We start from the raw sequence: 22,250 nt of genomic DNA, 5'->3' as shown, positions 1-22,250 counted from the left end.
GATTGATGGTGCGGGTGCGGTGTCAACCGTGGCCAAGGGGCACTCCCGAAGCGCGAGGAGGACCGCCCGTGCGGGGAACACGGGAGGGGGCTGTGCGCTGCCCGCGGGGGTCGACCCCCGCGTCGAATTCCGGACTTTAACCGCCAGTCACGGCCGACATACGGCCTCGCCGGAAAACTTCCCTCGCCCGAGGGAACCTTGGGTTCCCTTTCCCCTTTCGCCGTTACCTCCCGCTCACCCTCTCGCGCCTCACCAGTCGCTGCGCGAGGACGAACTCGACATGAACTTCCGCACGATGTAGATCAGCCCGCCGACGAGCGCCACGAAGATGAGCACCTTGAAGAGCACGAGGACGACGAAGCTGACGACGCTCGCTATCAGGCCGCCGAACACCACCAGGGCGATGACCGGCACCGCGACCCACTTCACCCACCACGGCATACCGTTGAAGATCTCTCGCATCGCCCTGTCCTTACCTCTCCTCGCCCGTGGCCCCAACACCGGGACACCGATTCCGGGTTCTCTTGTGTCTCGCATCCGATGCTAGGTCGGAGAGGGGGCCGTGCGGTGGCCCCGCACCCCTTGTCCTCCCCTGACCGTCCCCCTAGGGAACCCTGAGACGCAGGTCAGCTCTCGGGCGGAGAGAACACCACCAGGACCCGCAGATCCTCCGTGATGTGGTGGAACTTGTGGGCGACCCCCGCGGGTACGTACACGACACTGCCCCGCGCCACCTGGGTGGTCTCCAGGCCGACCGTGATCGCCGCACGTCCGCTCACCACGAAATACACCTCGTCCTGCGCGTGCGGCTTCTGCGGGTCGAGCCCGCCCGCGTCGAGCGCGTACAGCCCGACCGACATGTTCCGCTCGCGCAGAAACTGCAGGTAGGCGCCATCGTTGGCGGCGCGCTCCGCCTCCAGCTCATCCAGTCGGAATGCCTTCATCGCCCTCGTCCGCTCTCGTACGCCACAGGCTGTGTCCACAGCCCCTTCTTGCCAGTCGATCTCTTCTGCCACGATCAGACACATGAAGAATTTCGTAGTCAAGACGCTCGCCAACGCGGGGGCCCTGGCCGTCGCCGTCTGGCTCCTGGACAAGATCACCCTGACGGGCGACAGCACAGGCAAGAAGATAGCCACGCTCCTTCTCGTCGCGCTGGTCTTCGGACTGGTGAACTTCCTGGTCAAGCCGATCGTGAAGGTACTGACCTTCCCGCTCTTCATCCTCACGCTCGGCCTGATCACCCTCGTGGTGAACGCCCTGATGCTGCTGCTCACCTCCTGGCTCGCCGACGAACTCGACCTGAGCTTCCATGTGGAGGGCTTCTGGACCGCCGTCCTGGGCGGCCTGATCATCTCCGTCGTCTCCTGGGCGCTCAACGTCGTCCTGCCCGACGGCGACAACGACTGAGAGAGCTCCATGCCCTATCGCGTCTGCTTCGTCTGCACCGGCAACATCTGCCGCTCGCCGATGGCCGAGTCCGTCTTCCGCGCCCATGTGACGGAAGCCGGACTCGACGAGCTGGTCGAGGTCGACAGCGCGGGGACGGGCGGCTGGCACGAGGGCGACGGCGCGGACGAGCGCACCGTCGCCGTGCTGGAGGCGGGTGGCTACGAGAGCGACCACGCGGCCCGGCAGTTCCAGGCCTCGTGGTTCTCCCGTCTCGATCTCGTCATCGCCCTGGACACCGGCCATCTCAAGGCCCTGCGCCGGCTCGCGACCACTGCCGAGGACGCGGCGAAGGTCCGGCTGCTGCGCTCGTACGACCCCGCCGCGGGCGACGATCTGGACGTCCCCGATCCGTATTACGGACATATGGACGGCTTCGAGGAATGTCTTGAGATGGTGGAGGCGGCGAGCCCCGGATTGCTCGCCGCGGTACGAGAGCAAGTGGGAGGACGAGAGGCATGACGTCAGGGGATTCCGTCACGGCGAGCGGTGAGGGCGCGGGCCCGGCGGGCCGGAGCGAGGACACGCGCGCGACGGTGCGGGGCGACGGCACCCGCGCGGTGCGAGCCGGGCTGCCCGAGCCCGTCAAGTACGAGCCGACCCTTCCCGGCCCGGTCTTCGCCGCGCACTTCCATCTGCCCGGCGAGCCCACCGGCCCGTACACCTACGGCCGTGACGAGAACCCGACCTGGACGCTCCTGGAGCGCGCCATCGGCGAGTTGGAAGCGCCCGGCCAGGACTCCGTGGAAACGCTCGCCTTCCCCTCGGGCATGGCCGCCATCTCCGCGGTGCTCTTCTCCCAACTGCGCGCCGGCGACATCGTCGTCCTGCCCGACGACGGCTACCAGGTGCTGCCGCTGGTGCGCGAGCAGCTGACCGCGTACGGCATCGAGGTGCGCACCGCCCCCACCGCCGGCGATGCCCAGCTGGAGGTCCTCGACGGCGCGAAGCTGCTGTGGATCGAGACGCCGTCCAACCCGGGCCTCGACGTCTGTGATCTGCGACGCCTCGTCGCTGCCGCACACGCGCAGGGCACGCTCGTCGCCGTCGACAACACGCTGGCGACCCCGCTCGGACAGCGCCCGCTGGAGCTGGGTGCCGACTTCTCCGTGGCCAGCGGCACCAAGATGCTCACCGGGCACGGCGACATCCTCCTGGGATACGTCACCGGGCGGGACGCCGCGCTGATGGCTCCCGTACGACGCTGGCGGAAGGTCGTCGGAGCCATCCCCGGCCCGATGGAGGCCTGGCTCGCCCACCGTTCGCTCGCCACGCTCCAGCTGAGGGCCCACCGGCAGACCGCCAACGCCAGGACGATCGCCGAGGCCCTGCGGGATCGGCCCGAGGTGACGGGGCTGCGCTACCCGGGGCTGCCCGACGACCCGTCGCACAAGATCGCGTCACAGCAGATGCGCCGCTTCGGATGCGTGGTCTCCTTCACGCTGCCCACACGCGCGCGTGCCGAGCGCTTCCTCGATGCGCTGCGCCTGGTCGACGACGCCACCAGCTTCGGCGGGGTGCGGTCCACGGCCGAGCGGCGCGGCCGCTGGGGCGGGGACGCGGTCCCGGAAGGCTTCATCCGCTTCTCCGCCGGTGCCGAGGATCCCGAGGACCTGGTGGCGGACGTGCTGCGGGCCCTCGACGCCTCCGCGGAGTAGGCGGCCAAGGCGCCGGGATCAGTACCCCGCTACGTACAACGGACGGTCCGAGCCTCCCCCCTCGTGGCTCGGACCGTCCCGGTTCCGCGCGCGAAGAACCGCGCAGACAAGGCTAGTTGACTCTGTGTCAGTGTCCAATCACCGTAGCGACAGAGACCTATCGACTTATTTATAGTTGGGGTTCGCGCGGGGGTGCTGAAAGGGGAGGGGCACCATGGACTTGGCCTTGCTGCGCACTTTTGTGACAGTGCACCGGGCCGGTTCCTTCACTCGCGCTGCCGCGCTGCTCGGACTCTCCCAGCCGGCCGTCACCTCGCAGATCCGCACACTGGAGCGGCAGTTGGGGCGGCCCCTGTTTCTTCGCCAGGCGCGCGGGGTGACCCCCACGACCATCGGCGACGAGCTGGCCCACAAGGCGGCGCCGCATCTCGACGCTCTCGTTGAGATAGCCGAGACCGGTCTCGACGAGGACTCCTCTCTGCGCACCCTGCATCTCGCGGGGCCGCCGGAGTTCACCGCGGAGCGCGCACTGCCCGCGCTCACGGAGCTGACCGGCGACGACGGACAGGGCTTCACGCTGCGCGCCTCCTTCGGCAACGCGGAGGAGACGCTGGAGGGGCTCGCCGCCGGACATCATGATCTGGCCATGACGACGGCCCGCCCACGCGGTGCGCTCCTCACCGCGACTCCGCTCTGCGACGAAGAGCACGTCCTGGTCGCCTCTCCGCGCTGGGCCGCCGAAGTCGGGCCGGGCAAACTCCGCCGGAAGGGCGCCCACGCGCTCGAGGACCTCCCCATCGTCGAGGTCCACGAGTCGCTGCCGCTCGTCGCCCGGTACTGGGCCTCGGTCTTCGACTGCCGCCCGGCCGCCTCCGGCACGGTCGTCGTCCCGGATCTGCGGGCGGTCCTCGCTTGTGCCTCCGCGGGCGCCGGGCTCGCCGTCCTGCCCAAATACCTCTGTTCCGATGCCATCGAACGCGGAGACGTCGTGGCGCTCCTCGACCCTGCGGTGCCCCCGTTGCGTACGTACTTCCTTGTCGTCCGGACCGGAACTCTCGCGATGCCGCACATCGCCCGCGCGCACGAATGGCTGCTGCGAGCGGCCGCCGACTGGGGCTGAGGTGGGCACGGATCGGAACCGAGATCCTCAGTGGCAGGGCCTGCCGCCGGGGACCGAAGGCCGGCGGTTCGGGCGAAGGCCGCCCCCGCCTTCTCGGAACCCCAGGGCGGGCTCCAGGACGTTTCACACGGAATCCCGGCCGGGTGATGTTTCACGTGGAACCAGCCGGGCCACATTTCTCCCATGACCGTCCGACCCGTGGTCAAGCGCACCGCCCGTGCCGTTCTGCTCGATGGTGACGACCTGATCTTGATCAAGCGCACCAAGCCCGGCGTCGATCCCTACTGGCTCACACCGGGTGGCGGGGTCGAACCGGAGGACACGACTGTCGTCGAAGCACTCCATCGTGAGGTGCACGAGGAGCTCGGAGCCAAGGTCGTCGATGTGGTGCCCTGCTTCGTCGACACCGTCGAGCACATCGGCGACGACGGCGGCGCGACCGGCGTGAAGGTCCAGCACTTCTTCGTCTGCCGGCTGGAGTCCATGGATCCCGCCCTGCGGCACGGCCCCGAGATGGACGAACCGTGCGGTGAGTACGAGATCGTCCGCGTCCCGTTCACCCGGGTCGGGATCGCCTCGGTCCACCTCGTACCGCTCTCGCTGAGGCACTATCTCGACGGCAACATCGAAGGCGTACGGGCCATGCACGCACCTGACCTGGGCTGACGCCGAGGGAAACCGCGGGTCAGTCGCCGGCCGCGACGAGTTCTTCCACCGAGTCGTGGCGGATACGGTCCGACGGGATGCCTATGTCCCTGAGCGTGTCGACACCGCTGCGGATCATGCCGGGCGGCCCCGAGAGATACGCGTCGAATTCGTTCCAGGGCCCGTACTCGCGTACGACGTCCGGCAGCTGGAGATGGGCCTGCTGGTCGACGACGGGGCGTACCGCGAGCCAGGGGTGGCTCTGCTGGAGCCGCAGCATGGTGTCGATGTCGTAGAGGTCGTGATCGGTGCGAGCCCCGTAGAAGACTTCGACGGGTCGGCGCTCCCCGTGTTCGGCGACGTCCTCGACCAGGGCCTTGATGGGTGCGATGCCGGTGCCGCCGCCCAGACAGAGCAGTCCGCTGTCGGTGGTGTGGTCGACGGTCATGGAGCCGGACGGCGGTCCGAGCCGGATGACATCGCCGGGCCGGGCGCGGTGCACCAGTGCGTTGGAGACCCAGCCCGCCGGAACCGCCTTGACATGGAACGTCAGCAGCCCGTCCGAGCGAGGCGCCGAGGCAAAGGAGTAGTGCCGCCAGATCCGTGGCCACCACGGTGTCTCCAGGCTTGTGTACTGCCCGGCCAGGAACGGGTACGGCTGGTCGGGCCGGACCGTGACGACAGCGACGTCCGGCGTCCTCAGGTCGTGGGACACCACTTCGGCGTACCACCAGGCCGGAGCACGCAGCTCGTCGGCGGCTGCGGCGTCGATCATGACCTGGGAGATGGTCGTGTACGTGCGCACCCAGGCCGCCTCCATCTCGGCGTCCCAGATCGCGGAGGCGTACCGGCTGAGCGAGCCGATGAGGCACTCACCGACGGCCGGGTAGTGCTCCGGCCGGGTGCCGTACTTGCGGTGTCCCCGGCCGAGGTTCTGCAGATACGCGACGAGGACCTCGGTGTTGTCGACGTGCTCGGCGGCGGTCAGCAGCGCCTTGAGCAGCCGGTCCCGCTGGGTGTCCATCGCGGCGGGAAACATCGAGCGCAGCTCCGGGTGGCGTACGAAGAGAAGCGCGTAGAAGTAGGAGGTGACCTTGTCGGCGATGTCACCGACCTCGGCCATGGTCCGGCGGATCAGCACGGCGTCGGGAGACGCCTTGGGGGCGGGGGCCGGCGGCCGGACCGTCCCATGCGGCTCAGGGCGGGCCTCAGGCCCCGGAGAGCCGCGGTGGGGCTGCCGGGGCCCGTACTCGGTCGCGGAGGCCTGTGAGGGCCGCGGAGGGCCGAACTGCGCCTGCCCGGGGCCCGACTGCGGGCGCACGGCTTCGTGGGCCGGCTCCGGCTCGAAGTGACGAGAGGCCTTGGGCGCCTCGGCGACCGGGGATATTCGTTCCTGCTGGGGTGTTCCCTGCCCGGGAGCCGCTTGCTCAGGGGTGGTTTGGCCGGGTTCCCCCTGCGTTGCCGCGGACCGGCCCACCGGGCGCAACGCGGCCAGCCGACGGCCGTCCGATGGCCCCTGATCACCGCTGGGAGTCGGCGGCTCCTTGTGCGGCGTGAACCAGCCGCCCCCGCCGTTTCCGCCTGAAGTGCCGTTGTCGGCCGACGTGGTGGTCGGAGCGTCCATGGTCTGCCTCGCCTCGAACATCTTTCGGTCGGTCTGCGCACCTCCGCAGTCGGAAGATGCCTGCTTTCCCCCGCAGACGGCTTGCTCTCTTTCCCGGTTCAGTCCCGTCGGCCCAATGCGGCCGCATTGGGCCGGATTCCCACCCCGTACGGACAAGTAAGGCGAGAATGTGACATTGGCCGCAGCGCTCTCGTCGAGCATCCCACCCGGGGTCAACGCCCGGCCTCATAACGGAAAATGCGGGTCTTCGATCTCTCCGTCCCGTTAGGCTGCTTTGGCCTGCGTTGCCGGGCGCCCGCGTCGGCGGGACGTGCGCACACTTCGGCGGACGCGAACCGGAGTCGACCATACCGGCAGCGGCCCTCGGCACAAGTGCCCTCTTCCCTCAAGGCTAATGAGCGCGGCACCGGCCTGCCGACAACGTGAATTACCTTGCCCCGCAAACCAATTGATAGGCATCCCACAGGTCCCGTCCCACGTAGGAGTAGGTGGCCAGGCCGCACAGATGCCGGTCCGCATTGACCGCGACGGACACCGGCACAGCGCGGAAAAGGTCCTTGTCCGAGAGGGAGTCGCCATAGGCGACACAGTCGCTCCGACTCACCCCGAACTCTTCACAGAGCCGGTCCGCGATCTGCACCTTTGCCGCGCCGCTGAGTACACCCGCCGGATCCACCGGCTCCGCGAACGGCACGGCGGGAAAGCGCGAGCCATGAGCCGCGTGCGCTCCCCACGACATCAGACGCTCCACAAAGAACGAGGGCGACAACGAGACGACGGCGCAGTAGTCGCCGTTTTCCCGGATCTCCCTCCAGACGTCTTCGATGCCGGACATCCATGGCGCTCCGTCGAAAGCCGCCGTCACATGCGCCTCGGTGAGTTCCGTCCATAGGGCATGCACCCGTGTCGCGTACTCGGGAGGACCTATGAGCCCCGCGGAAATGGCCTTCTCCAGCGCCATGGTCTCGGCTTCCAGCCCGAGCTGCCGGGAGATCTCCAACGGTGCGGTGCTGCCGTGGAGCAACGTCCCGTCGAGGTCGAAGAGATGAAGTCTCGCCATGTCCGCCGAGGCTACTGGGGCAGTCGACGGTCAGGGGCCGGGGTTTCACGTGAAACAGCTGTCCGTTGCTGTCCGCTCGCCGTGGGGCGGCGCAGAGCATGGTCGAAAAAGGGTAGGGCTGCCTGGAAAACGGTGGACGGCAGCGGCACGTGTCAGACAGCCTGACGTGCGTGTCGACACCATCCCTCACCGCTCTGCCCGTTCGCCGTCTGACGCCTCGCGACCTCGCCGCCTGCGCCGACTTGTCCGAAGACCGGGGCTGGCCCCGTGAGGAACACAAGTGGGGTCTGCTGCTCACCGCGGGGAACGGATACGGCATCGACGACCCCGCCGGCGGTCTCGTCACCGCGTGCGTGGTGACCGAATACGGACCGCGTGACTGCCCCGAGCTGGGTGCGATCGGCATGGTTCTCGTCGCCGAGCGGCATTCCCGCCAGGGTGTCGGCCGTCATCTGATGCGGCACGTCGTCGAAGAGATGGGCAGCACCCCACTGACCCTGCACGCGACCGAGTACGGGCGCCCGCTCTACGAGGAGTTGGGATTCAAGGTCAGCGGCCGGGCCGAGATGTTCCGTGGGGTGTTCACTCCTGGCGGCCCTGAGCCCGAGGTGTCCACCCGCCCGGCCACGGCGGAGGACCTCGCCACCATCCTCCGGCTGGACGAAGAGGTCTTCGGCACCGACCGCACCCACATGATCACGCGGTTGCCCGCCTTCTCCGACCAGCTGCGCGTGGCCGAGGAGAACGGCCGCATCATCGGCTACGCGGCCGCCTGGCCCAACATGACCGACCATGTCGTCGGCCCGCTGATCGCCCGGGACACGGAGACGGCGAAGGCGCTCGTCTCCTCGCTCGCCGCTCACACCGACCGACCGCTGCGCACCGACATCGACGTGCGGCACGAAGACCTGCTGGCCTGGCTGACAGAGCGCGGGCTTGCCTCCGTCGCCTTCAACTCGGTCATGACGTACGGGATCCCGGAACTGCCCGGCGACTGGACTCGCCGCTTCGCGCCGCTGACGGTCGCCGCCGGCTAGAGCTCAGCCACGCCGACAGACGAAGTGCCGGTCCCCCGGGACACGGTGGGAGACCGGCGCTTCTGGACTGTCGTACGTCGGGCGGGTGCCGTGGCTGCCGAGCGTCAGACGAGCGATGCGACGGCGGTGACGGCGAAGCCGTGGTCCTGGTCGGGCATGCCGCCACCGATCCCGATCGCACCGATCAGACGGCCGTCACGGTGGACCGGCACGCCGCCCGCGATGAACAGCAGGGGGCGGTCGAGCGCGGTGGGCAGGGTGTGGAAGAGACCACCGGGCTGCACCGCCTCGACGAGATCGGCGGTTGCCGCGTTCAGCTGGAGTGCCGTGTAGGCCTTGCGCGTGCTGGTCTCTCCCGAGATCAGCACAGCCTGGTCGTCGCGCCGGAACGCGAGAAGGTGGCCGCCCGCGTCGAGGACGGTGGCGCTGATCCGAACGCCTGTGGCTTCGGCGGCGTGACGGGCCGCGGTGACGAGGACCTCGGCGTCCTCGATGGTCAGGGGGGCAACGGCGGTGGTGGTGCTCATCAGGGGTTTCTCCTTGTGGGGGTGCTGTTTCGAGTGGGGGACGTGCCGGGTCGGGACGGTGCGGGGACGGCCCTGGCCCCGCACCGGGCCCGATTCCGGTCAGTGGTGGACGGCGGTCCGCCGCTCGGCCGGGGTGCCACTGGCGACCACGGAGCCGGGAAGGGCCGTGCGGCGCTCCAGAGCGGCCGAGAGGACGGCCAGAACGAGCGCGCTCGCGGCGAGAACCGCACCGACCCAGTTGGGGGCGGTGTAGCCGAGGCCTGCCGCGATCACGATGCCGCCGAGCCAGGCCGAGAGGGCGTTGCCGAGGTTGAAGGCGCCGATGTTCACGGCCGAGGCCAGGGTGGGCGCGCCGTGCGCCTGGTCGAGAACGCGCTTCTGAAGCGGAGGCACGGTCGCGAAGCCCAGAGCGCCGATCAGGGCGATCGTGACCGCCGCCAGGATCTTGTTGTGCGCGGTGACGGTGAAGAGGGCGAGCACGACGGCGAGGCCGCCCAGAGACACGTACAGCATCGGCATCAGCGCGCGGTCGGCGAACTTGCCGCCGACCAGGTTTCCGCCGACCATGCCGAGGCCGAAGAGGACCAGCAGCCAGGTGACCGACCCGTCGGCGAAGCCCGCGACGTGCGTCATCATCGGCGCGATGTAGGTGATGGCCGCGAAGACACCGCCGAAGCCGAGCACCGTCATCGCCATCGCGAGCAGGACCTGGACGTTCTTGAAGGCGGCGAGCTCATGGCGCAGGTGCACGCCCTCGGGCTTCGGCATCTCCGGCACCAGCTTGGCGATGCCCAGCAGCCCGATGACGCCGAGCGCGGCGACCCCCGCGAAGGTGACGCGCCAGCCCGCGGACTGTCCGATCAGCGTGCCCAGCGGGACGCCGACGACATTGGCGATCGTGAGCCCGCTGAACATCATCGCGATGGCGCCGGCCTTCTTCTCGGGCGCGACCAGTTCGGCGGCGGCCACCGACCCGATGCCGAAGAAGGCACCGTGGGCGAGAGAGGCGACCACCCTGCCCACGAACATCAGCCAGAAGGCCGGAGCCAGGGCGGAGATCAGATTGCCGACGACGAACAGACCCATCAGCACCATGAGCATCCGCTTGCGGGAGACCTTCGTGCCGAGCGCGGTCATGATCGGCGCGCCGATCACCACACCGAGGGCATAGCCGGTCACCAGTAGTCCGGCGGTGGGGATGGAGACACCGAAGTCTCCGGCGACCTCGGGCAGGACGCCCATGATCACGAACTCTGTCGTTCCGATTCCGAAGGCCCCGATCGCGAGGGCCAGAAGCGCGAGAGGCATGGTGGAGTACACCTTCCAGGAGATTGCATGGGCGCTTTGCCTGCGTTCACAATAGTTGCAGACGCGGGCTATACGCAACAGCGGGCTATTGCGCCTGTGCTCTATCCTGGGTTTCAGCCGCTCCGGGACGGAGGAAACGCCATGACAGCCACGGACCCCGCGCTCACCGCCCTCGCTCAGGGATGGTGCGCACTCTCCCTGCTGCACGGGAGGATCGAGGCCCACATCGAGCGGGCCCTACAGTCCAGGCACGGGCTCAGCGTGCGCGAGTACTCCCTGCTCGACGTGCTCAGCCGGCAGCACGACGGCGACGGCGGCCATCTCCAGATGAAGCAGGTCGCGGACGCGGTCGTCCTCAGCCAGAGCGCCACCACACGGCTGGTCACCCGTCTTGAGGACCGAGGGCTGCTCGCCCGCTATCTCTGCCCGACCGACCGCCGCGGCATCTACACGAACGTCAGCGAGGCCGGCCTGGAGCTCCTCGCCGAGGCGCGGCCCACCAATGACGCCGCCCTGCGCGAGGCACTCGACGAGGCGGCCGTGAACCCTGAGCTGGCCCCCCTGGTCCGGGTCGTGGAGTCCGCCAGCGTGCCCGTACAGCCCGTGCCCTCGGTGGGCGTGCCCTCGTAGGGTGCGCTCATGGCAGATCTTGAGATACGAGCGGCGGTCGCCGACGACGTGCCCGCCATTGTCGCGATGCTCGCCGACGACCCGCTGGGTGCCCAACGGGAATCGCCCGACGATCTGACCCCGTATCTGGGCGCCCTGGAGCGTCTGAGCGGGGACCCGAACCAGCACCTGGTCGTCGCCGTGCGCGAGAACCGCGTTGTCGGCACCCTGCAGCTCACCGTGATTCCCGGACTGTCCCGCAAGGGGGCGACGCGCTCCATCATCGAAGCCGTACGTATCCACGGCGACGAACGTGGCAGCGGTCTCGGGACGGAGCTCATCGAGTGGGCGATCGAGGAATCCCGCCGCCAGGGCTGCCACTTGGTCCAGCTGACCTCCGACGCCTCCCGCACCGACGCGCATCGCTTCTACGAGCGGCTGGGCTTCGAGGCCTCACACGTCGGCTTCAAGCTCCCGCTCTGACGGAAGCCGCTGACCACTCGTCGCTCGGCCCTTCCTGCCGCCCCGCCCTTCCTGCCGCCCGCGACGCACCGCAGCGGCACTCCGGGGGGCGGCCTTCTCCGCGCTGCTTCTCCGCACAGCGGAGGCGGCCTGTTTCACGTGAAACAGGCCGCCTCCGGCTCCGGTGTCGCCTACTGAATGCCTCGCCAGCCTTCAGGGTCCACTCCACCGGGCACAGGAACCTCCTCGTCGTACGGCTGACGCGTAAACACGAACGACCCGAGGTCCAGATGGCTCACCGAGCCATCAGGCCGCCGTACGGGCCGCAGAAGCTCGCCCGCGTAGTAGCCGTCGAGTCCCGTCCACGTCCCGTCCCCGTTCGCCCTGAAGCGCGCACCCCGGCCGACACCCGAGAGCGGGCCCAGCACGAGCCCCCCATCGGCCGGCAGCCGCAGCCCGAAGGCTTGAGTCCCCCAGTACCACTGACCCGCCAACTCCAAGACGTCATGGTCGACTTCGGTCATCGGGCGCCAGGGTTCGGGAATCCGGGGCTCCGCCTCCGCGACGATCCGCACCAGATCGGCGGCGACGCTGAACACGGGCGGACCTGAGGTGCAGTTGGACAGCACCACCGCCGCCACGTCGTCCTCCACGCTGATCACCAATCCGGCGACGAAGCCCGGCAGGGAGCCACCGTGTCCTACGAGGGTTCGGCCGTCACGGTGCGCGATCTGCAGGGCGAGCCCGTAGGAAGACCCCGCAGCCAGTTCCGCGGTCTCGGGCGGCGCGGCGGGCGCACGCATCTCCCTCACGGACTCCGCGCTCAGCACTCGGTCGTCGCCCTGGATGAGGAAGACGGCGAAGCGGGCCAAGTCACCTGTGGTGGACCACAGCTGCCCGGCCGGAGCCATCCGCCCGAGGTCCTCCGCGGGCTCGGGCATCATCGCGTCCGCCCAGGGGTGGACCGCCCATCCCCCCGCGTGCGGCGCCTGCGCGTGACCGCTCGTACGGTGCAGGCCGAGCGGTTCCAGAACCTCGCGGCGCAGCACTTCTTCCCAAGGGGCGCCGCGCAGCTCCTCGACCAGCGCTCCGAGCAGCGTGTAGCCGGGGTTCGAGTAGTGGTGCCGCCGGCCGACCGGATGCCGGAACGGCTGCTCGCCCAGTACATCGGACAGTTCGGGACGCAGCGAGCCCGGTGTGCGCTCCCACCACGGCGCGGGCGACTCGGCGGCCAGTCCTCCGGTGTGCGCGAGCAGTTGGGAGATGGTGGCCTCCCCCGCGCCGGTGCCGGGCACATGCTTCTCCAGCGGGTCGGCGAGGTCCAGGACGCCCTCGTCGCGCAGCCGCAGTACGAGAACGGCGGTGAAGGTCTTGGTGATGGAGCCGATCCGGTACTGGACGTTCTCGTCCGGCCCGTGACCGTCCACCGAGGTCCGCGCCCCGTTCCAGACCGCCTTCCCGCCCCGGACCACCGTCGCGGCGAGGGACGGTGCCCGTCCCTCGCTCTGCGCGACGGCAATACGGTGCAGCAGGGCTCGGCGTGTGCCGGGAAGGAGATCATCGTGGGGTGTCGTCATGACACCAGTCCACCCGTCCCGCCACCGAACGTCGAGCGGATTAACCCGGAGCGGCCCCGCAGGGCTGTAGGGTCTCGCCGCTCGTGACATGTCGATCTTGCGTGACCTGGGCGTTCTTGGCTGCCTCACGGCCTTGTCACCCATGATCAGTCTCAATTCCGTGGTATTTCCTCGCGAGGGCGGGGTCGAGATCAGGCGGCTTGTCCGAGTCGGCCGAGTGCACCACGCTGAGCCCCGAGCACGAGGGCTACCGGCGAGCCCGGATCGCGCACCGCTGAGTTTCCCGCGCCGCGCTGGTCTGTACGCCGGACATCCACGAACGGAAGGCTGAGTCATGCGGAACTGATCTACAGCATGAACCTGACCCTGGACGGCTACATCGCCGCGGCCGGCGACGACATCGGCTGGAGCGGACCGCCGAACGACGAGCTGTTCTGTGGGAGGCGATGAGCTCCTACTGGCCGACCGGCGACCAGCAGCCCGACGCCACCCATGCGCAGATCGAGTTCGCGCGGAACTGGCGGGACACGCCGAAGGTGGTGTTCTCCTCGACGATCGACAAGGTCGACTGGAACACCCGCCTGGTCACCGGCGACGCGATCGCCGAGATCACCCGGCTCAAGTCCGAGGACGGCGGCCCGATGACCATCGGCGGCGCAACGCTCGCCGGGGCGGCCATGCGCGCCGGGCTGATCGACGAGTACGCGATCGCCGCCCATCCGGTCCTGGTGGGCGGCGGCACGCCGTTCTTCACCGCGCTGGACAGCTGGGTGAACCAGAACCTGGTGGAGACGCGGACGTTTCCCGGCGGCGTGGTCCTGACCAGGTACGAGACGAGGCGCTGAGCAGCAGCACCCACGCGCTGGTCTCACGGTGATGCCGTATACGACATCGGTACGACACGGCCCGTGAGATTACGACATCAGCCGCGAGACCCTACGGCTCCGGATCAGGTCTGTGCCATGTCCACGAAGCGTGAGTAGTGCCCCTGGAAGGCCACCGTGATCGTGGCCGTCGGGCCGTTACGGTGCTTGCCGACGATGATGTCGGCCTCGCCGGCACGCGGGGACTCCTTCTCATAGGCGTCCTCGCGGTGGAGCAGGATGACCATGTCCGCGTCCTGCTCGATCGAGCCGGACTCACGCAGGTCGGAGACCATGGGCTTCTTGTCCGTGCGCTGCTCGGGACCACGGTTGAGCTGCGACAGCGCGATCACCGGCAGTTCCAGCTCCTTGGCCAGCAGCTTCAGGTTTCGCGACATGTCCGAGACCTCCTGCTGGCGGCTCTCGGAGCGTTTGCCGCCCGACTGCATCAGCTGGAGGTAGTCGATGATCACGAGCTTCAGGTCACTGCGCTGCTTGAGGCGGCGGCACTTGGCACGGATCTCCATCATCGACAGGTTCGGGGAGTCGTCGATGTAGAGGGGGGCGGCCGAGACGTCCGGCATACGGCGGGCGAGCCGGGTCCAGTCCTCGTCGGTCATCGTGCCGGACCGCATGTGGTGCAGGGCCACGCGCGCCTCGGCCGACAGCAGGCGCATCGCGATCTCGTTGCGGCCCATTTCGAGCGAGAAGATCACACTGGGCATGTTGTGCTTGATGGAGCAGGCTCGGGCGAAGTCCAGGGCCAGCGTCGACTTACCCATGGCGGGACGAGCCGCGATGATGATCATCTGGCCGGGGTGCAGGCCGTTGGTGAGCGAGTCGAGGTCGGTGAAGCCGGTCGGTACGCCGGTCATCTCCCCCGAACGCGATCCGATCGCCTCGATCTCGTCGAGCGCGCCCTCCATGATGTCGCCGAGCGGCAGATAGTCCTCGGTGGTGCGCTGCTCGGTGACCGCGTAGATCTCCGCCTGGGCGCTGTTGACGATCTCATCGACGTCGCCGTCGGCCGCATACCCCATCTGCGTGATGCGTGTGCCCGCCTCGACCAGGCGGCGCAGGACCGCGCGCTCGTGCACGATCTCCGCGTAGTACTCGGCGTTCGCCGCGGTCGGGACTGTCTGCACAAGCGTGTGCAGATAGGGCGCGCCGCCGACCTTGGTGATCTCGCCCCGCTTGGTGAGCTCGGCCGCGACCGTGATGGGGTCGGCCGGCTCGCCCTTCGCGTACAGGTCGAGGATCGCTCCGTAGATGGTCTCGTGCGCCGGCCGGTAGAAGTCGTGGCCCTTGAGCACCTCGACGACATCGGCGATGGCGTCCTTCGACAGGAGCATGCCGCCGAGGACGGACTGCTCGGCGTCGAGGTCCTGCGGCGGTACCCGTTCGAACGACGAGCCGCCGCTTTCCCATGAGCCGTTGTCCCGGTCACGGTCGTGCTGCTCGTCACGGCCGCGGCCGCCACTCCCACGCCGGCGGGACGAGGGCAGACGATCACTGGGACCACTGTCCGCCCAGGGGTCGTCCAAGGGCTCGGAAATACTCACCGAGCCACCTCCTCCCGTCCGCGGAGCGGACCTAGCAGTGCCCTTAATTTCTACGGCACGGCACTGACAACTGAGCTGCCCAACTCCGGTTCTCACGCGTCGGTTTTGCGTGGTTTCCGAGGACGGAGGAGAGAACGGGCGCCGCACCACGTTAGGCCCGCGGGCACCGTCAGCCAATCTGGTTATCCACAGGCCATGTGGACGACGGCCCCGATGCTGTGGAGAACCCCACAAAACCTGTGCACGACCCGGTGGACAGCCCTGTGAACAAGCCCTCACCTCTTCCGAGGAACCTGTTCTGACCTGGTCTTTTCCCATCCACCGGCTGTGCAGAAGAAAAACTTCCCCAGTCGGATCAAGATCGCTGCAAACAGTGCGCCGCGACACGCCCCACCCAACAGAGAGTAAGGGTCTTTAGCACATTGCATCTCTTACCTGTGGAAGATTAGATTGGTGCTCATGACACAGGCTCCCGCGGTACCCAAGGCCGCCCGACGCCGGCACGACCGAGAGATCGTCGCGCTGGCCGTTCCGGCCTTCGGCGCACTCGTCGCCGAGCCTCTTTTCGTGATGGCCGACAGCGCGATCGTCGGTCATCTCGGTACGGCTCAGCTGGCCGGACTCGGCATCGCCTCGGCCCTCCTCATGACGGCCGTCGGAGTCTTCGTCTTCCTCGCCTATGCCACGACGGCCGCAGTCGCCCGCCGAGTCGGCGCCGGCGATCTGCGCGCCGCGATCCGCCAGGGCATGGACGGCATCTGGCTCGCCCTGCTCATCGGCGCGGTCGTCATAGCCGTCGCCCTGCCCACGGCGCCTTCCCTCATGGAGTTGTTCGGCGCCTCCGACACCGCGGCTCCGTACGCGACGACCTATCTGCGGATCTCGGCATTCGGCATTCCCGCCATGCTCGTCGTGCTGGCCGCCACCGGAGTACTGCGCGGACTCCAGGACACGAAGACCCCTCTGTACGTCGCCATCGGGGGCTTCGTCGCCAATGCGGTCCTCAACGTCGTCCTTGTCTACGGCGCCGATCTCGGCATCGCCGGCTCCGCCTGGGGCACCGTCATCGCTCAGTGCGGCATGGCCGCCGTCTACCTGAACGTCGTCATCCGCGGAGCCCGGAAGCACGGCGCCTCCCTGCGGCCGGATGCCACCGGGATCCGAGCCAGTGCTCAGACCGGAGCTCCTCTTCTCGTCCGTACGCTGTCGCTCCGGGCGATCCTGCTGATCGCCACGGCTGTCGCCGCCCGGCTCGGGGACGCCGACATGGCGGCACACCAGATCATCCTGTCGCTGTGGAGCCTGCTCGCCTTCGCGCTCGACGCCATCGCCATCGCGGGCCAGGCCATCATCGGGCGCTATCTCGGCGCCGACGACGCCCAGGGCGCCCGTGAGGCATGTCGCCGCATGGTGCAGTGGGGTGTCGTCACCGGAGTCGTGCTCGGTCTGCTGGTCCTAGCGGCTCGTCCCCTGTTCCTTCCGCTGTTCAGCAGCGACTCGGGCGTGCAGGACGCGGCGCTGCCGGCTCTGGTGATGGTGGCCGTCTCCCAGCCGATCTGCGGGATCGTCTTCGTCCTGGACGGCGTCCTGATGGGTGCGGGAGACGGGCCCTACCTGGCCTGGGCGATGCTGATCACGCTGGCTGTCTTCATCCCCGTCGCCCTGCTCGTTCCCCTCCTCGGTGGCGGGCTGACCGCGCTCTGGGGAGCGATGACGCTGATGATGACCGTGCGGATGCTGACGCTGTGGCTACGCTCTCGCTCGGGCCGCTGGATCGTCACGGGCGCGACGCGCTGACATACGCCGACCGTTTCACGTGAAACGAGGGTTTCACGTGAAACGACGAGCCCGGTCATCCATGGAGAACGCGAGAGAGCGCGCTCGTGAGACACAGAAGGGCCGCACCCCGAGGGGTGCGGCCCTTCTCTCAGCTATGCCGAGCGCTGCACTCAGGCAGCGACAACCTCGATGTTGACCTTGGCGGCAACCTCGGGGTGCAGACGCACGGACGTCTCGTGGGCGCCCAGGGTCTTGATGGGCGAGCCCAGCTCGATGCGGCGCTTGTCGACCTCGGGGCCACCGGAAGCCTTGATCGCCGAAGCGACGTCGGCCTGGGTGACGGAACCGAAGAGCCGACCGGCGTCGCCGGAGCGAACGGCCAGACGGACCTTGACGCCCTCGAGGCGGGCCTTGATCTCGTTGGCCTGCTCGATGGTCGCGATCTCGTGGATCTTGCGAGCACGACGGATCTGCTCGACGTCCTTCTCGCCACCCTTGGTCCAGCGGATCGCAAAGTTCCGCGGGATCAGGTAGTTGCGAGCGTAACCGTCCTTGACGTCAACGACGTCGCCCGCGGCACCGAGGCCGGAGACCTCGTGGGTGAGGATGATCTTCATCTGTCGGTCACCCTTCCCTTATCGCGCGGTGGACGTGTAGGGCAGCAGCGCCATCTCACGGCTGTTCTTCACAGCCGTGGCGACGTCACGCTGGTGCTGCGTGCAGTTGCCGGTCACGCGGCGGGCACGGATCTTGCCGCGGTCGGAAATGAACTTCCGCAGCATGTTCGTGTCCTTGTAGTCCACGTACGTGACCTTGTCCTTGCAGAACGCGCAGACCTTCTTCTTCGGCTTGCGCACAGGCGGCTTCGCCATGGTGTATCTCCTGTGTGATCAAGAAGTGGGAGTACGGCCCACCCTCGGCCCTGAGGGCCTAGAAGGGGGGCTCGTCCGAGTAGCCGCCGCCGGAACCGCCGGAGCCGCCGGAGCCGCCGGAGCTTCCGCCCCAGCCGCCACCGCCGCCACCGCCGCCACCCTGGTTGCCGCCGGCGGGAGCGCCGGTTGCCCAGGGATCGTCGGCAGGAGCGCCGCCGCCCTGCGGAGCACCGCCGGAGCCACCGCCCCAGCCGCCGCCCTGCTGGCCGCCGCCACCGCCGCCGCCGTAACCGCCCTGTCCGCCTCGGCCCGTGGTCTTGGTGACCTTGGCCGTGGCGTTCTTCAGGCTGGCGCCGACTTCCTCTACATCCAGCTCGTAGACCGTGCGCTTGACGCCCTCACGGTCCTCGTAGGACCGCTGCTTCAACCGGCCCTGCACGATGACGCGCATGCCTCGCTGAAGCGACTCGGCGACGTTCTCCGCCGCCTGACGCCAGACCGAGCAGGTCAGGAACAGGCTCTCGCCGTCCTTCCACTCATTCGTCTGACGGTCGAAGGTGCGGGGAGTGGACGCGACACGGAACTTCGCGACCGCCGCACCGGAAGGGGTGAAGCGCAGCTCGGGGTCGTCGACAAGATTGCCGACGACCGTGATGACGGTCTCGCCTGCCATGGGGGAACCTCTCGGCGGGTTTGCTGCTGGCTGCTGGTGCTGCTACTCGATGCCCGAGATCAGCTGAGCTGGAAAGCTCAGTGGGTCTCGGGACGGAGGACCTTGGTCCGGAGGACCGACTCGTTCAGGTTCATCTGGCGGTCGAGCTCCTTGACGACCGCAGGCTCGGCCTGCAGGTCGATGACCGAGTAGATGCCCTCGGGCTTCTTCTTGATCTCGTACGAGAGACGACGACGGCCCCAGGTGTCGACCTTTTCGACCTTGCCGTTGGCCTCACGGACAACGGAGAGGAAGTTCTCGATCAGGGGGGCGACAGCGCGCTCTTCCAGATCGGGGTCGAGGATGACCATCACTTCGTAGTGACGCATGTGGAACCCACCTCCTTTGGACTCAGCGGCCACGGTCGTTCCGTGGCAGGAGGGTTGTGATGCGTTCGCAACGGTATCGGCCGCCACTGACAATCGGGTCCGCCGATCGGTGAACCGAGCGGCAATCCCTGTCGTGACCTGGCCATGAGCCTGGGCAGACACCGGTGCAGAGGGTACAGACTACCTGCACACCGGCTTCCGGTTGAAATCCGGCCGGGTTGGCCGTCAATCTGTACACATCGGGTGTGTATGGCGCTACGATGCGCCGCCTTCCGCAGGAGGTGCCCTATGGCACAGGTATTGCGACCCAACACCACCGGCTCACTCTTCGCCACGGACGGCAAGCCTCATCCGCTCCAGGACACCTTGCTCGTGGTGACCCTGGTGTGCGGAGTCCTGGCCTTCGTCACGTCGATGTTCGACAGCCTCCACCTGCTCAGCTCCTGGGCCGGTCTTGTCGGGATCCTGGCCGGCGCCTACGGACAGTTCATCTCCGAGACGACCCGGGAGCGCTTCGGACTGATCGTGGGACTCGGCCTCTCGGGCGTCGGTTTCTACCTCGGCCTGGCTCACGGCGGCCTCTTTGGCGGTGTGATCTGAGTCGAACGTCCGTTTTCCCCTGACCTCGGAACGCTTCACACGCCGTCCCCGGGGTCCAGGTTCCATACGGCCAGACGGGGCGCTCGCAGGGCGCAGTAGGCTTCGGCGCGAGAGCCGGAGCCCCTGTACCCATGGGGACACACCAGCCCGAGGAGCGCCCCGAATGAGCCTGACCCTGAGGACCATCAGCCGAGAGCAGCATCTGGCATACATCCAGAGCCTGCCCGCGGCTAGTCACATGCAGGTCCCCGCCTGGGCAGACGTGAAGGCCGAGTGGCGCTCGGAGAACCTCGGATGGTTCGACGACAGGACCGGCCAGATGGTCGGCGCCGGCCTGGTGCTGTACCGCCAGCTGCCCAAGATCAAGCGCTATCTGGCTTACCTGCCCGAGGGCCCGGTCATCAACTGGTTCGCGCCGAACCTCGACGACTGGCTGCAGCCGATGCTCGCGCACCTCAAGCAGCAGGGCGCCTTCTCGGTGAAGATGGGCCCGCCGGTGATCATCCGGCGCTGGGAAGCCACCTCCATCAAGGGCGGCATCCAGAACCCGGACGTGAAGCGCCTGCGCGACATCGAGGCCGACTTCATCGAGCCGCGCGCCTTCGAGGTCGCCGACAAGCTGCGCCGCATGGGCTGGCAGCAGGGCGAGGACGGCGGTGCCGGCTTCGGCGACGTCCAGCCCCGCTATGTCTTCCAGGTGCCGCTCGCCAACCGCTCCCTGGAAGAGGTCCACAGGAACTTCAACCAGCTGTGGCGCCGCAACATCAAGAAGGCCGAGAAGGCGGGCGTCGAGGTCGTCCAGGGCGGATACCAGGACCTGGAGGAGTGGCAGCGGCTGTATGAGATCACCGCTGTGCGCGACCACTTCCGGCCCCGCCCGCTGTCGTACTTCCAGCGCATGTGGACGGCCCTCAACACCGAGGACCCCAACCGCATGCGGCTCTACTTCGCGCGTCACAACGGAGTGAACCTGTCGGCCGCGACGATGCTCGTCGTCGGCGGACACGTCTGGTACTCCTACGGCGCCTCGGACAACATCGGGCGCGAGCACCGGCCCTCGAACGCGATGCAGTGGCGCATGCTGCGCGACTCGTACGCCCTGGGAGCCACGGTCTACGACCTGCGTGGCATCTCCGACTCGCTGGACGAGACCGATCACCTCTTCGGCCTGATCCAGTTCAAGGTGGGCACGGGCGGAGAGGCCGCCGAGTACCTCGGCGAGTGGGACTTCCCGCTCAACAAGCTGCTCCACAAGGCGCTCGACATCTACATGTCGCGCCGCTGAGCCGTACCGATCCGCATGCCGAGCCGCTGTTCCAGCCCGGCATCGCCCCATCGGTCCGGCAAATCGGCGACAATTCCCTTTCATACCTCTGATACACCGCAGCCACGAGAAAGGTTCCGGGACCGGCCATGGCGCTCACGCTCTACGTCGACACCGCGCGCTGGCGGGCACACCACAAGCAGGTGTCCGAGCAGTTTCCGGGGCTGGTCCCCGTCTGCAAGGGCAACGGCTACGGCTTCGGCCACGAACGGCTCGCGGACGAGGCCACCCGCCTGGGCTCGGACATCCTCGCGGTCGGCACCACGTACGAGGCAGCCCGGATCAAGGACTGGTTCGGCGGCGATCTGCTGGTCCTGACGCCGTTCAGGCGGGGCGAGGAGCCCGTACCGCTGCCCGACCGTGTCATCCGCTCCGTATCGTCCATCGACGGCGTGTACGGCCTTGTGGGCGCCCGTGTCGTCATCGAGGTGATGTCCTCGATGAAACGGCACGGCGTGAGCGAGGAGGAGCTGCCTCACCTGCACTCCGCCATCGAGAACGTCCGGCTCGAGGGCTTCGCGATCCACCTGCCGCTGGACCGCACCGACGGCTCGGACGCCGTCGAGGAGGTCATCGGCTGGATGGACCGTCTCCGTGCGGCCCGCCTGCCCCTGCACACGATGTTCGTCAGCCACCTCAAGGCCGAGGAACTCGCGCGCCTTCAGCAGCAGTTCCCGCAGACCCACTTCCGCGCGCGTATCGGCACGCGGCTGTGGCTGGGGGACCACGAGGCCACCGAGTACCGCGGGGCCGTCCTGGACGTCACCCGCGTCTCCAAGGGCGACCGCTTCGGCTACCGGCAGCAGAAGGCGGCCGGAGACGGCTGGCTCGTGGTCGTGGCAGGCGGTACGTCGCACGGGGTGGGCCTGGAGGCCCCCAAGGCGCTGCACGGCGTCATGCCGCGCGCCAAGGGCGTCGCACGCGCCGGCCTCGCGACGGTCAACCGGAACCTTTCTCCGTTCGTCTGGGCGGGCAAGCAGCGCTGGTTCGCCGAGCCCCCGCACATGCAGGTCTCGATCCTCTTTGTGCCCTCCGACGCCTCGGAGCCGAAGGTCGGCGACGAACTGGTGGCCCATCTGCGGCACACCACCACGCAGTTCGACCGCGTCGTCGAGCGCTGAGCCCCGGGTTCA

24 protein-coding genes and 1 pseudogene are annotated in these 22,250 nt (G+C 68.3%); 13 read left to right on the top strand and 12 right to left on the bottom strand.

Features of this window, described 5'->3' with window-relative positions; all coding sequences use genetic code 11:
- Positions 1-249 precede the first annotated feature (249 nt).
- Both OOK38_RS13545 and OOK38_RS13540 read right to left on the bottom strand, forming a co-directional pair.
- A complete protein-coding gene (locus OOK38_RS13545; RefSeq protein ID WP_266760542.1) occupies positions 250-462 on the bottom strand; it encodes a DUF5326 family protein in 213 nt (70 codons plus the stop codon).
- Between the two features lie 164 nt (positions 463-626).
- Positions 627-944 (bottom strand): cupin domain-containing protein, encoded by a 318-nt coding sequence (locus OOK38_RS13540; protein WP_266760544.1) that lies wholly within the window; start codon positions 942-944, stop codon positions 627-629.
- Positions 945-1,026: 82 nt separating this feature from the next.
- On the opposite strand from OOK38_RS13540, the gene OOK38_RS13535 reads away from it, so the two are divergent.
- The 5 genes from OOK38_RS13535 (at position 1,027) to OOK38_RS13515 (ending at position 4,893) form a co-directional block, all read left to right on the top strand.
- On the top strand, positions 1,027-1,410 hold the full coding sequence (locus tag OOK38_RS13535; RefSeq protein WP_266760546.1) for a phage holin family protein: 384 nt from the start codon (positions 1,027-1,029) through the stop codon (positions 1,408-1,410).
- 9 nt (positions 1,411-1,419) lie between these two features.
- Positions 1,420-1,911, top strand: coding sequence for a low molecular weight protein-tyrosine-phosphatase (locus OOK38_RS13530; RefSeq protein WP_266760548.1), 492 nt, complete (start codon positions 1,420-1,422; stop codon positions 1,909-1,911).
- Positions 1,908-3,107 (top strand): cystathionine gamma-lyase, encoded by a 1,200-nt coding sequence (locus OOK38_RS13525; protein WP_266760550.1) that lies wholly within the window; start codon positions 1,908-1,910, stop codon positions 3,105-3,107. Before OOK38_RS13530 ends, OOK38_RS13525 begins: the two co-directional genes overlap by 4 nt.
- Positions 3,108-3,321: 214 nt before the next feature.
- On the top strand, positions 3,322-4,227 hold the full coding sequence (locus tag OOK38_RS13520) for a LysR family transcriptional regulator (RefSeq protein WP_266760551.1): 906 nt from the start codon (positions 3,322-3,324) through the stop codon (positions 4,225-4,227).
- Between the two features lie 183 nt (positions 4,228-4,410).
- Entirely contained in the window at positions 4,411-4,893 is a 483-nt protein-coding gene (locus OOK38_RS13515) for an NUDIX domain-containing protein (protein ID WP_266760553.1), read from the top strand.
- A gap of 19 nt (positions 4,894-4,912) precedes the next feature.
- Here the strand turns inward: OOK38_RS13515 and OOK38_RS13510 are convergent, their stop codons facing one another.
- Both OOK38_RS13510 and OOK38_RS13505 read right to left on the bottom strand, forming a co-directional pair.
- Positions 4,913-6,517 carry a globin domain-containing protein gene (locus tag OOK38_RS13510; RefSeq protein ID WP_266760554.1) on the bottom strand — a complete coding sequence of 535 codons (1,605 nt, stop codon included), beginning with the start codon at positions 6,515-6,517 and terminating at the stop codon, positions 4,913-4,915.
- 406 nt (positions 6,518-6,923) lie between these two features.
- Positions 6,924-7,556 (bottom strand): HAD family phosphatase, encoded by a 633-nt coding sequence (locus OOK38_RS13505; protein ID WP_266760556.1) that lies wholly within the window; start codon positions 7,554-7,556, stop codon positions 6,924-6,926.
- 170 nt (positions 7,557-7,726) lie between these two features.
- Between OOK38_RS13505 and OOK38_RS13500 the strand changes: the two genes are divergently transcribed.
- Entirely contained in the window at positions 7,727-8,593 is an 867-nt protein-coding gene (locus OOK38_RS13500; RefSeq protein WP_266760558.1) for a GNAT family N-acetyltransferase, read from the top strand.
- Between the two features lie 104 nt (positions 8,594-8,697).
- Here the strand turns inward: OOK38_RS13500 and OOK38_RS13495 are convergent, their stop codons facing one another.
- Together OOK38_RS13495 and OOK38_RS13490 are read right to left on the bottom strand one after the other, a co-directional pair.
- On the bottom strand, positions 8,698-9,120 hold the full coding sequence (locus OOK38_RS13495) for a heme-binding protein (protein ID WP_266760559.1): 423 nt from the start codon (positions 9,118-9,120) through the stop codon (positions 8,698-8,700).
- Between the two features lie 99 nt (positions 9,121-9,219).
- Positions 9,220-10,428 carry an MFS transporter gene (locus tag OOK38_RS13490; RefSeq protein ID WP_266760560.1) on the bottom strand — a complete coding sequence of 403 codons (1,209 nt, stop codon included), beginning with the start codon at positions 10,426-10,428 and terminating at the stop codon, positions 9,220-9,222.
- A gap of 141 nt (positions 10,429-10,569) precedes the next feature.
- Between OOK38_RS13490 and OOK38_RS13485 the strand changes: the two genes are divergently transcribed.
- Both OOK38_RS13485 and OOK38_RS13480 read left to right on the top strand, forming a co-directional pair.
- Positions 10,570-11,058, top strand: a complete 489-nt coding sequence (locus OOK38_RS13485; protein ID WP_266760561.1) for a MarR family winged helix-turn-helix transcriptional regulator — start codon at positions 10,570-10,572, stop codon at positions 11,056-11,058.
- Between the two features lie 9 nt (positions 11,059-11,067).
- Positions 11,068-11,520, top strand: a complete 453-nt coding sequence (locus OOK38_RS13480) for a GNAT family N-acetyltransferase (protein WP_266760562.1) — start codon at positions 11,068-11,070, stop codon at positions 11,518-11,520.
- 170 nt (positions 11,521-11,690) lie between these two features.
- Here the strand turns inward: OOK38_RS13480 and OOK38_RS13475 are convergent, their stop codons facing one another.
- Entirely contained in the window at positions 11,691-13,076 is a 1,386-nt protein-coding gene (locus OOK38_RS13475) for a serine hydrolase (RefSeq protein WP_266760564.1), read from the bottom strand.
- 354 nt (positions 13,077-13,430) lie between these two features.
- On the opposite strand from OOK38_RS13475, the pseudogene OOK38_RS13470 reads away from it, so the two are divergent.
- Positions 13,431-13,921 (top strand): annotated as a pseudogene (locus OOK38_RS13470) (dihydrofolate reductase family protein).
- Positions 13,922-14,025: 104 nt separating this feature from the next.
- On the opposite strand, the gene dnaB reads toward OOK38_RS13470, so the two are convergent.
- Positions 14,026-15,501, bottom strand: coding sequence for a replicative DNA helicase (gene dnaB, locus OOK38_RS13465; RefSeq protein ID WP_266760565.1), 1,476 nt, complete (start codon positions 15,499-15,501; stop codon positions 14,026-14,028).
- A 459-nt stretch (positions 15,502-15,960) separates the two neighbouring features.
- Here dnaB and OOK38_RS13460 point away from each other — a divergent pair, with 459 nt between their 5' ends.
- Positions 15,961-17,298 (top strand): MATE family efflux transporter, encoded by a 1,338-nt coding sequence (locus tag OOK38_RS13460; RefSeq protein ID WP_266760567.1) that lies wholly within the window; start codon positions 15,961-15,963, stop codon positions 17,296-17,298.
- A 152-nt stretch (positions 17,299-17,450) separates the two neighbouring features.
- Here the strand turns inward: OOK38_RS13460 and rplI are convergent, their stop codons facing one another.
- The 4 genes from rplI to rpsF form a co-directional block, all read right to left on the bottom strand.
- Positions 17,451-17,897: a 50S ribosomal protein L9 gene (gene rplI / locus OOK38_RS13455; RefSeq protein WP_266760569.1), complete on the bottom strand. Its 447-nt coding sequence runs from the start codon at positions 17,895-17,897 to the stop codon at positions 17,451-17,453.
- 18 nt (positions 17,898-17,915) lie between these two features.
- The gene (gene rpsR / locus OOK38_RS13450) at positions 17,916-18,152 is read right to left on the bottom strand and encodes a 30S ribosomal protein S18 (RefSeq protein WP_003949403.1); all 237 of its coding nucleotides are present in this window, start codon (positions 18,150-18,152) and stop codon (positions 17,916-17,918) included.
- Between the two features lie 58 nt (positions 18,153-18,210).
- Positions 18,211-18,825, bottom strand: a complete 615-nt coding sequence (locus OOK38_RS13445) for a single-stranded DNA-binding protein (protein WP_266760571.1) — start codon at positions 18,823-18,825, stop codon at positions 18,211-18,213.
- Between the two features lie 77 nt (positions 18,826-18,902).
- Positions 18,903-19,193, bottom strand: a complete 291-nt coding sequence (gene rpsF, locus OOK38_RS13440) for a 30S ribosomal protein S6 (RefSeq protein ID WP_017240415.1) — start codon at positions 19,191-19,193, stop codon at positions 18,903-18,905.
- A 288-nt stretch (positions 19,194-19,481) separates the two neighbouring features.
- Here rpsF and OOK38_RS13435 point away from each other — a divergent pair, with 288 nt between their 5' ends.
- The 3 genes from OOK38_RS13435 to OOK38_RS13425 all read left to right on the top strand — a co-directional run bounded on the left by OOK38_RS13435 (position 19,482) and on the right by OOK38_RS13425 (position 22,238).
- Positions 19,482-19,793, top strand: coding sequence for a hypothetical protein (locus tag OOK38_RS13435; RefSeq protein ID WP_266760574.1), 312 nt, complete (start codon positions 19,482-19,484; stop codon positions 19,791-19,793).
- A 163-nt stretch (positions 19,794-19,956) separates the two neighbouring features.
- Positions 19,957-21,078: a peptidoglycan bridge formation glycyltransferase FemX gene (gene femX / locus OOK38_RS13430; RefSeq protein WP_266760576.1), complete on the top strand. Its 1,122-nt coding sequence runs from the start codon at positions 19,957-19,959 to the stop codon at positions 21,076-21,078.
- 128 nt (positions 21,079-21,206) lie between these two features.
- A complete protein-coding gene (locus OOK38_RS13425) occupies positions 21,207-22,238 on the top strand; it encodes an alanine racemase (RefSeq protein ID WP_266760578.1) in 1,032 nt (343 codons plus the stop codon).
- Positions 22,239-22,250 lie beyond the last annotated feature (12 nt).

The organism is Streptomyces sp. NBC_00568, assembly GCF_026341855.1.
Lineage (GTDB): Bacteria > Actinomycetota > Actinomycetes > Streptomycetales > Streptomycetaceae > Streptomyces.
Note: the sequence above shows the minus strand (reverse complement) of the source record. Positions and strands in the feature narration are given on the sequence as shown.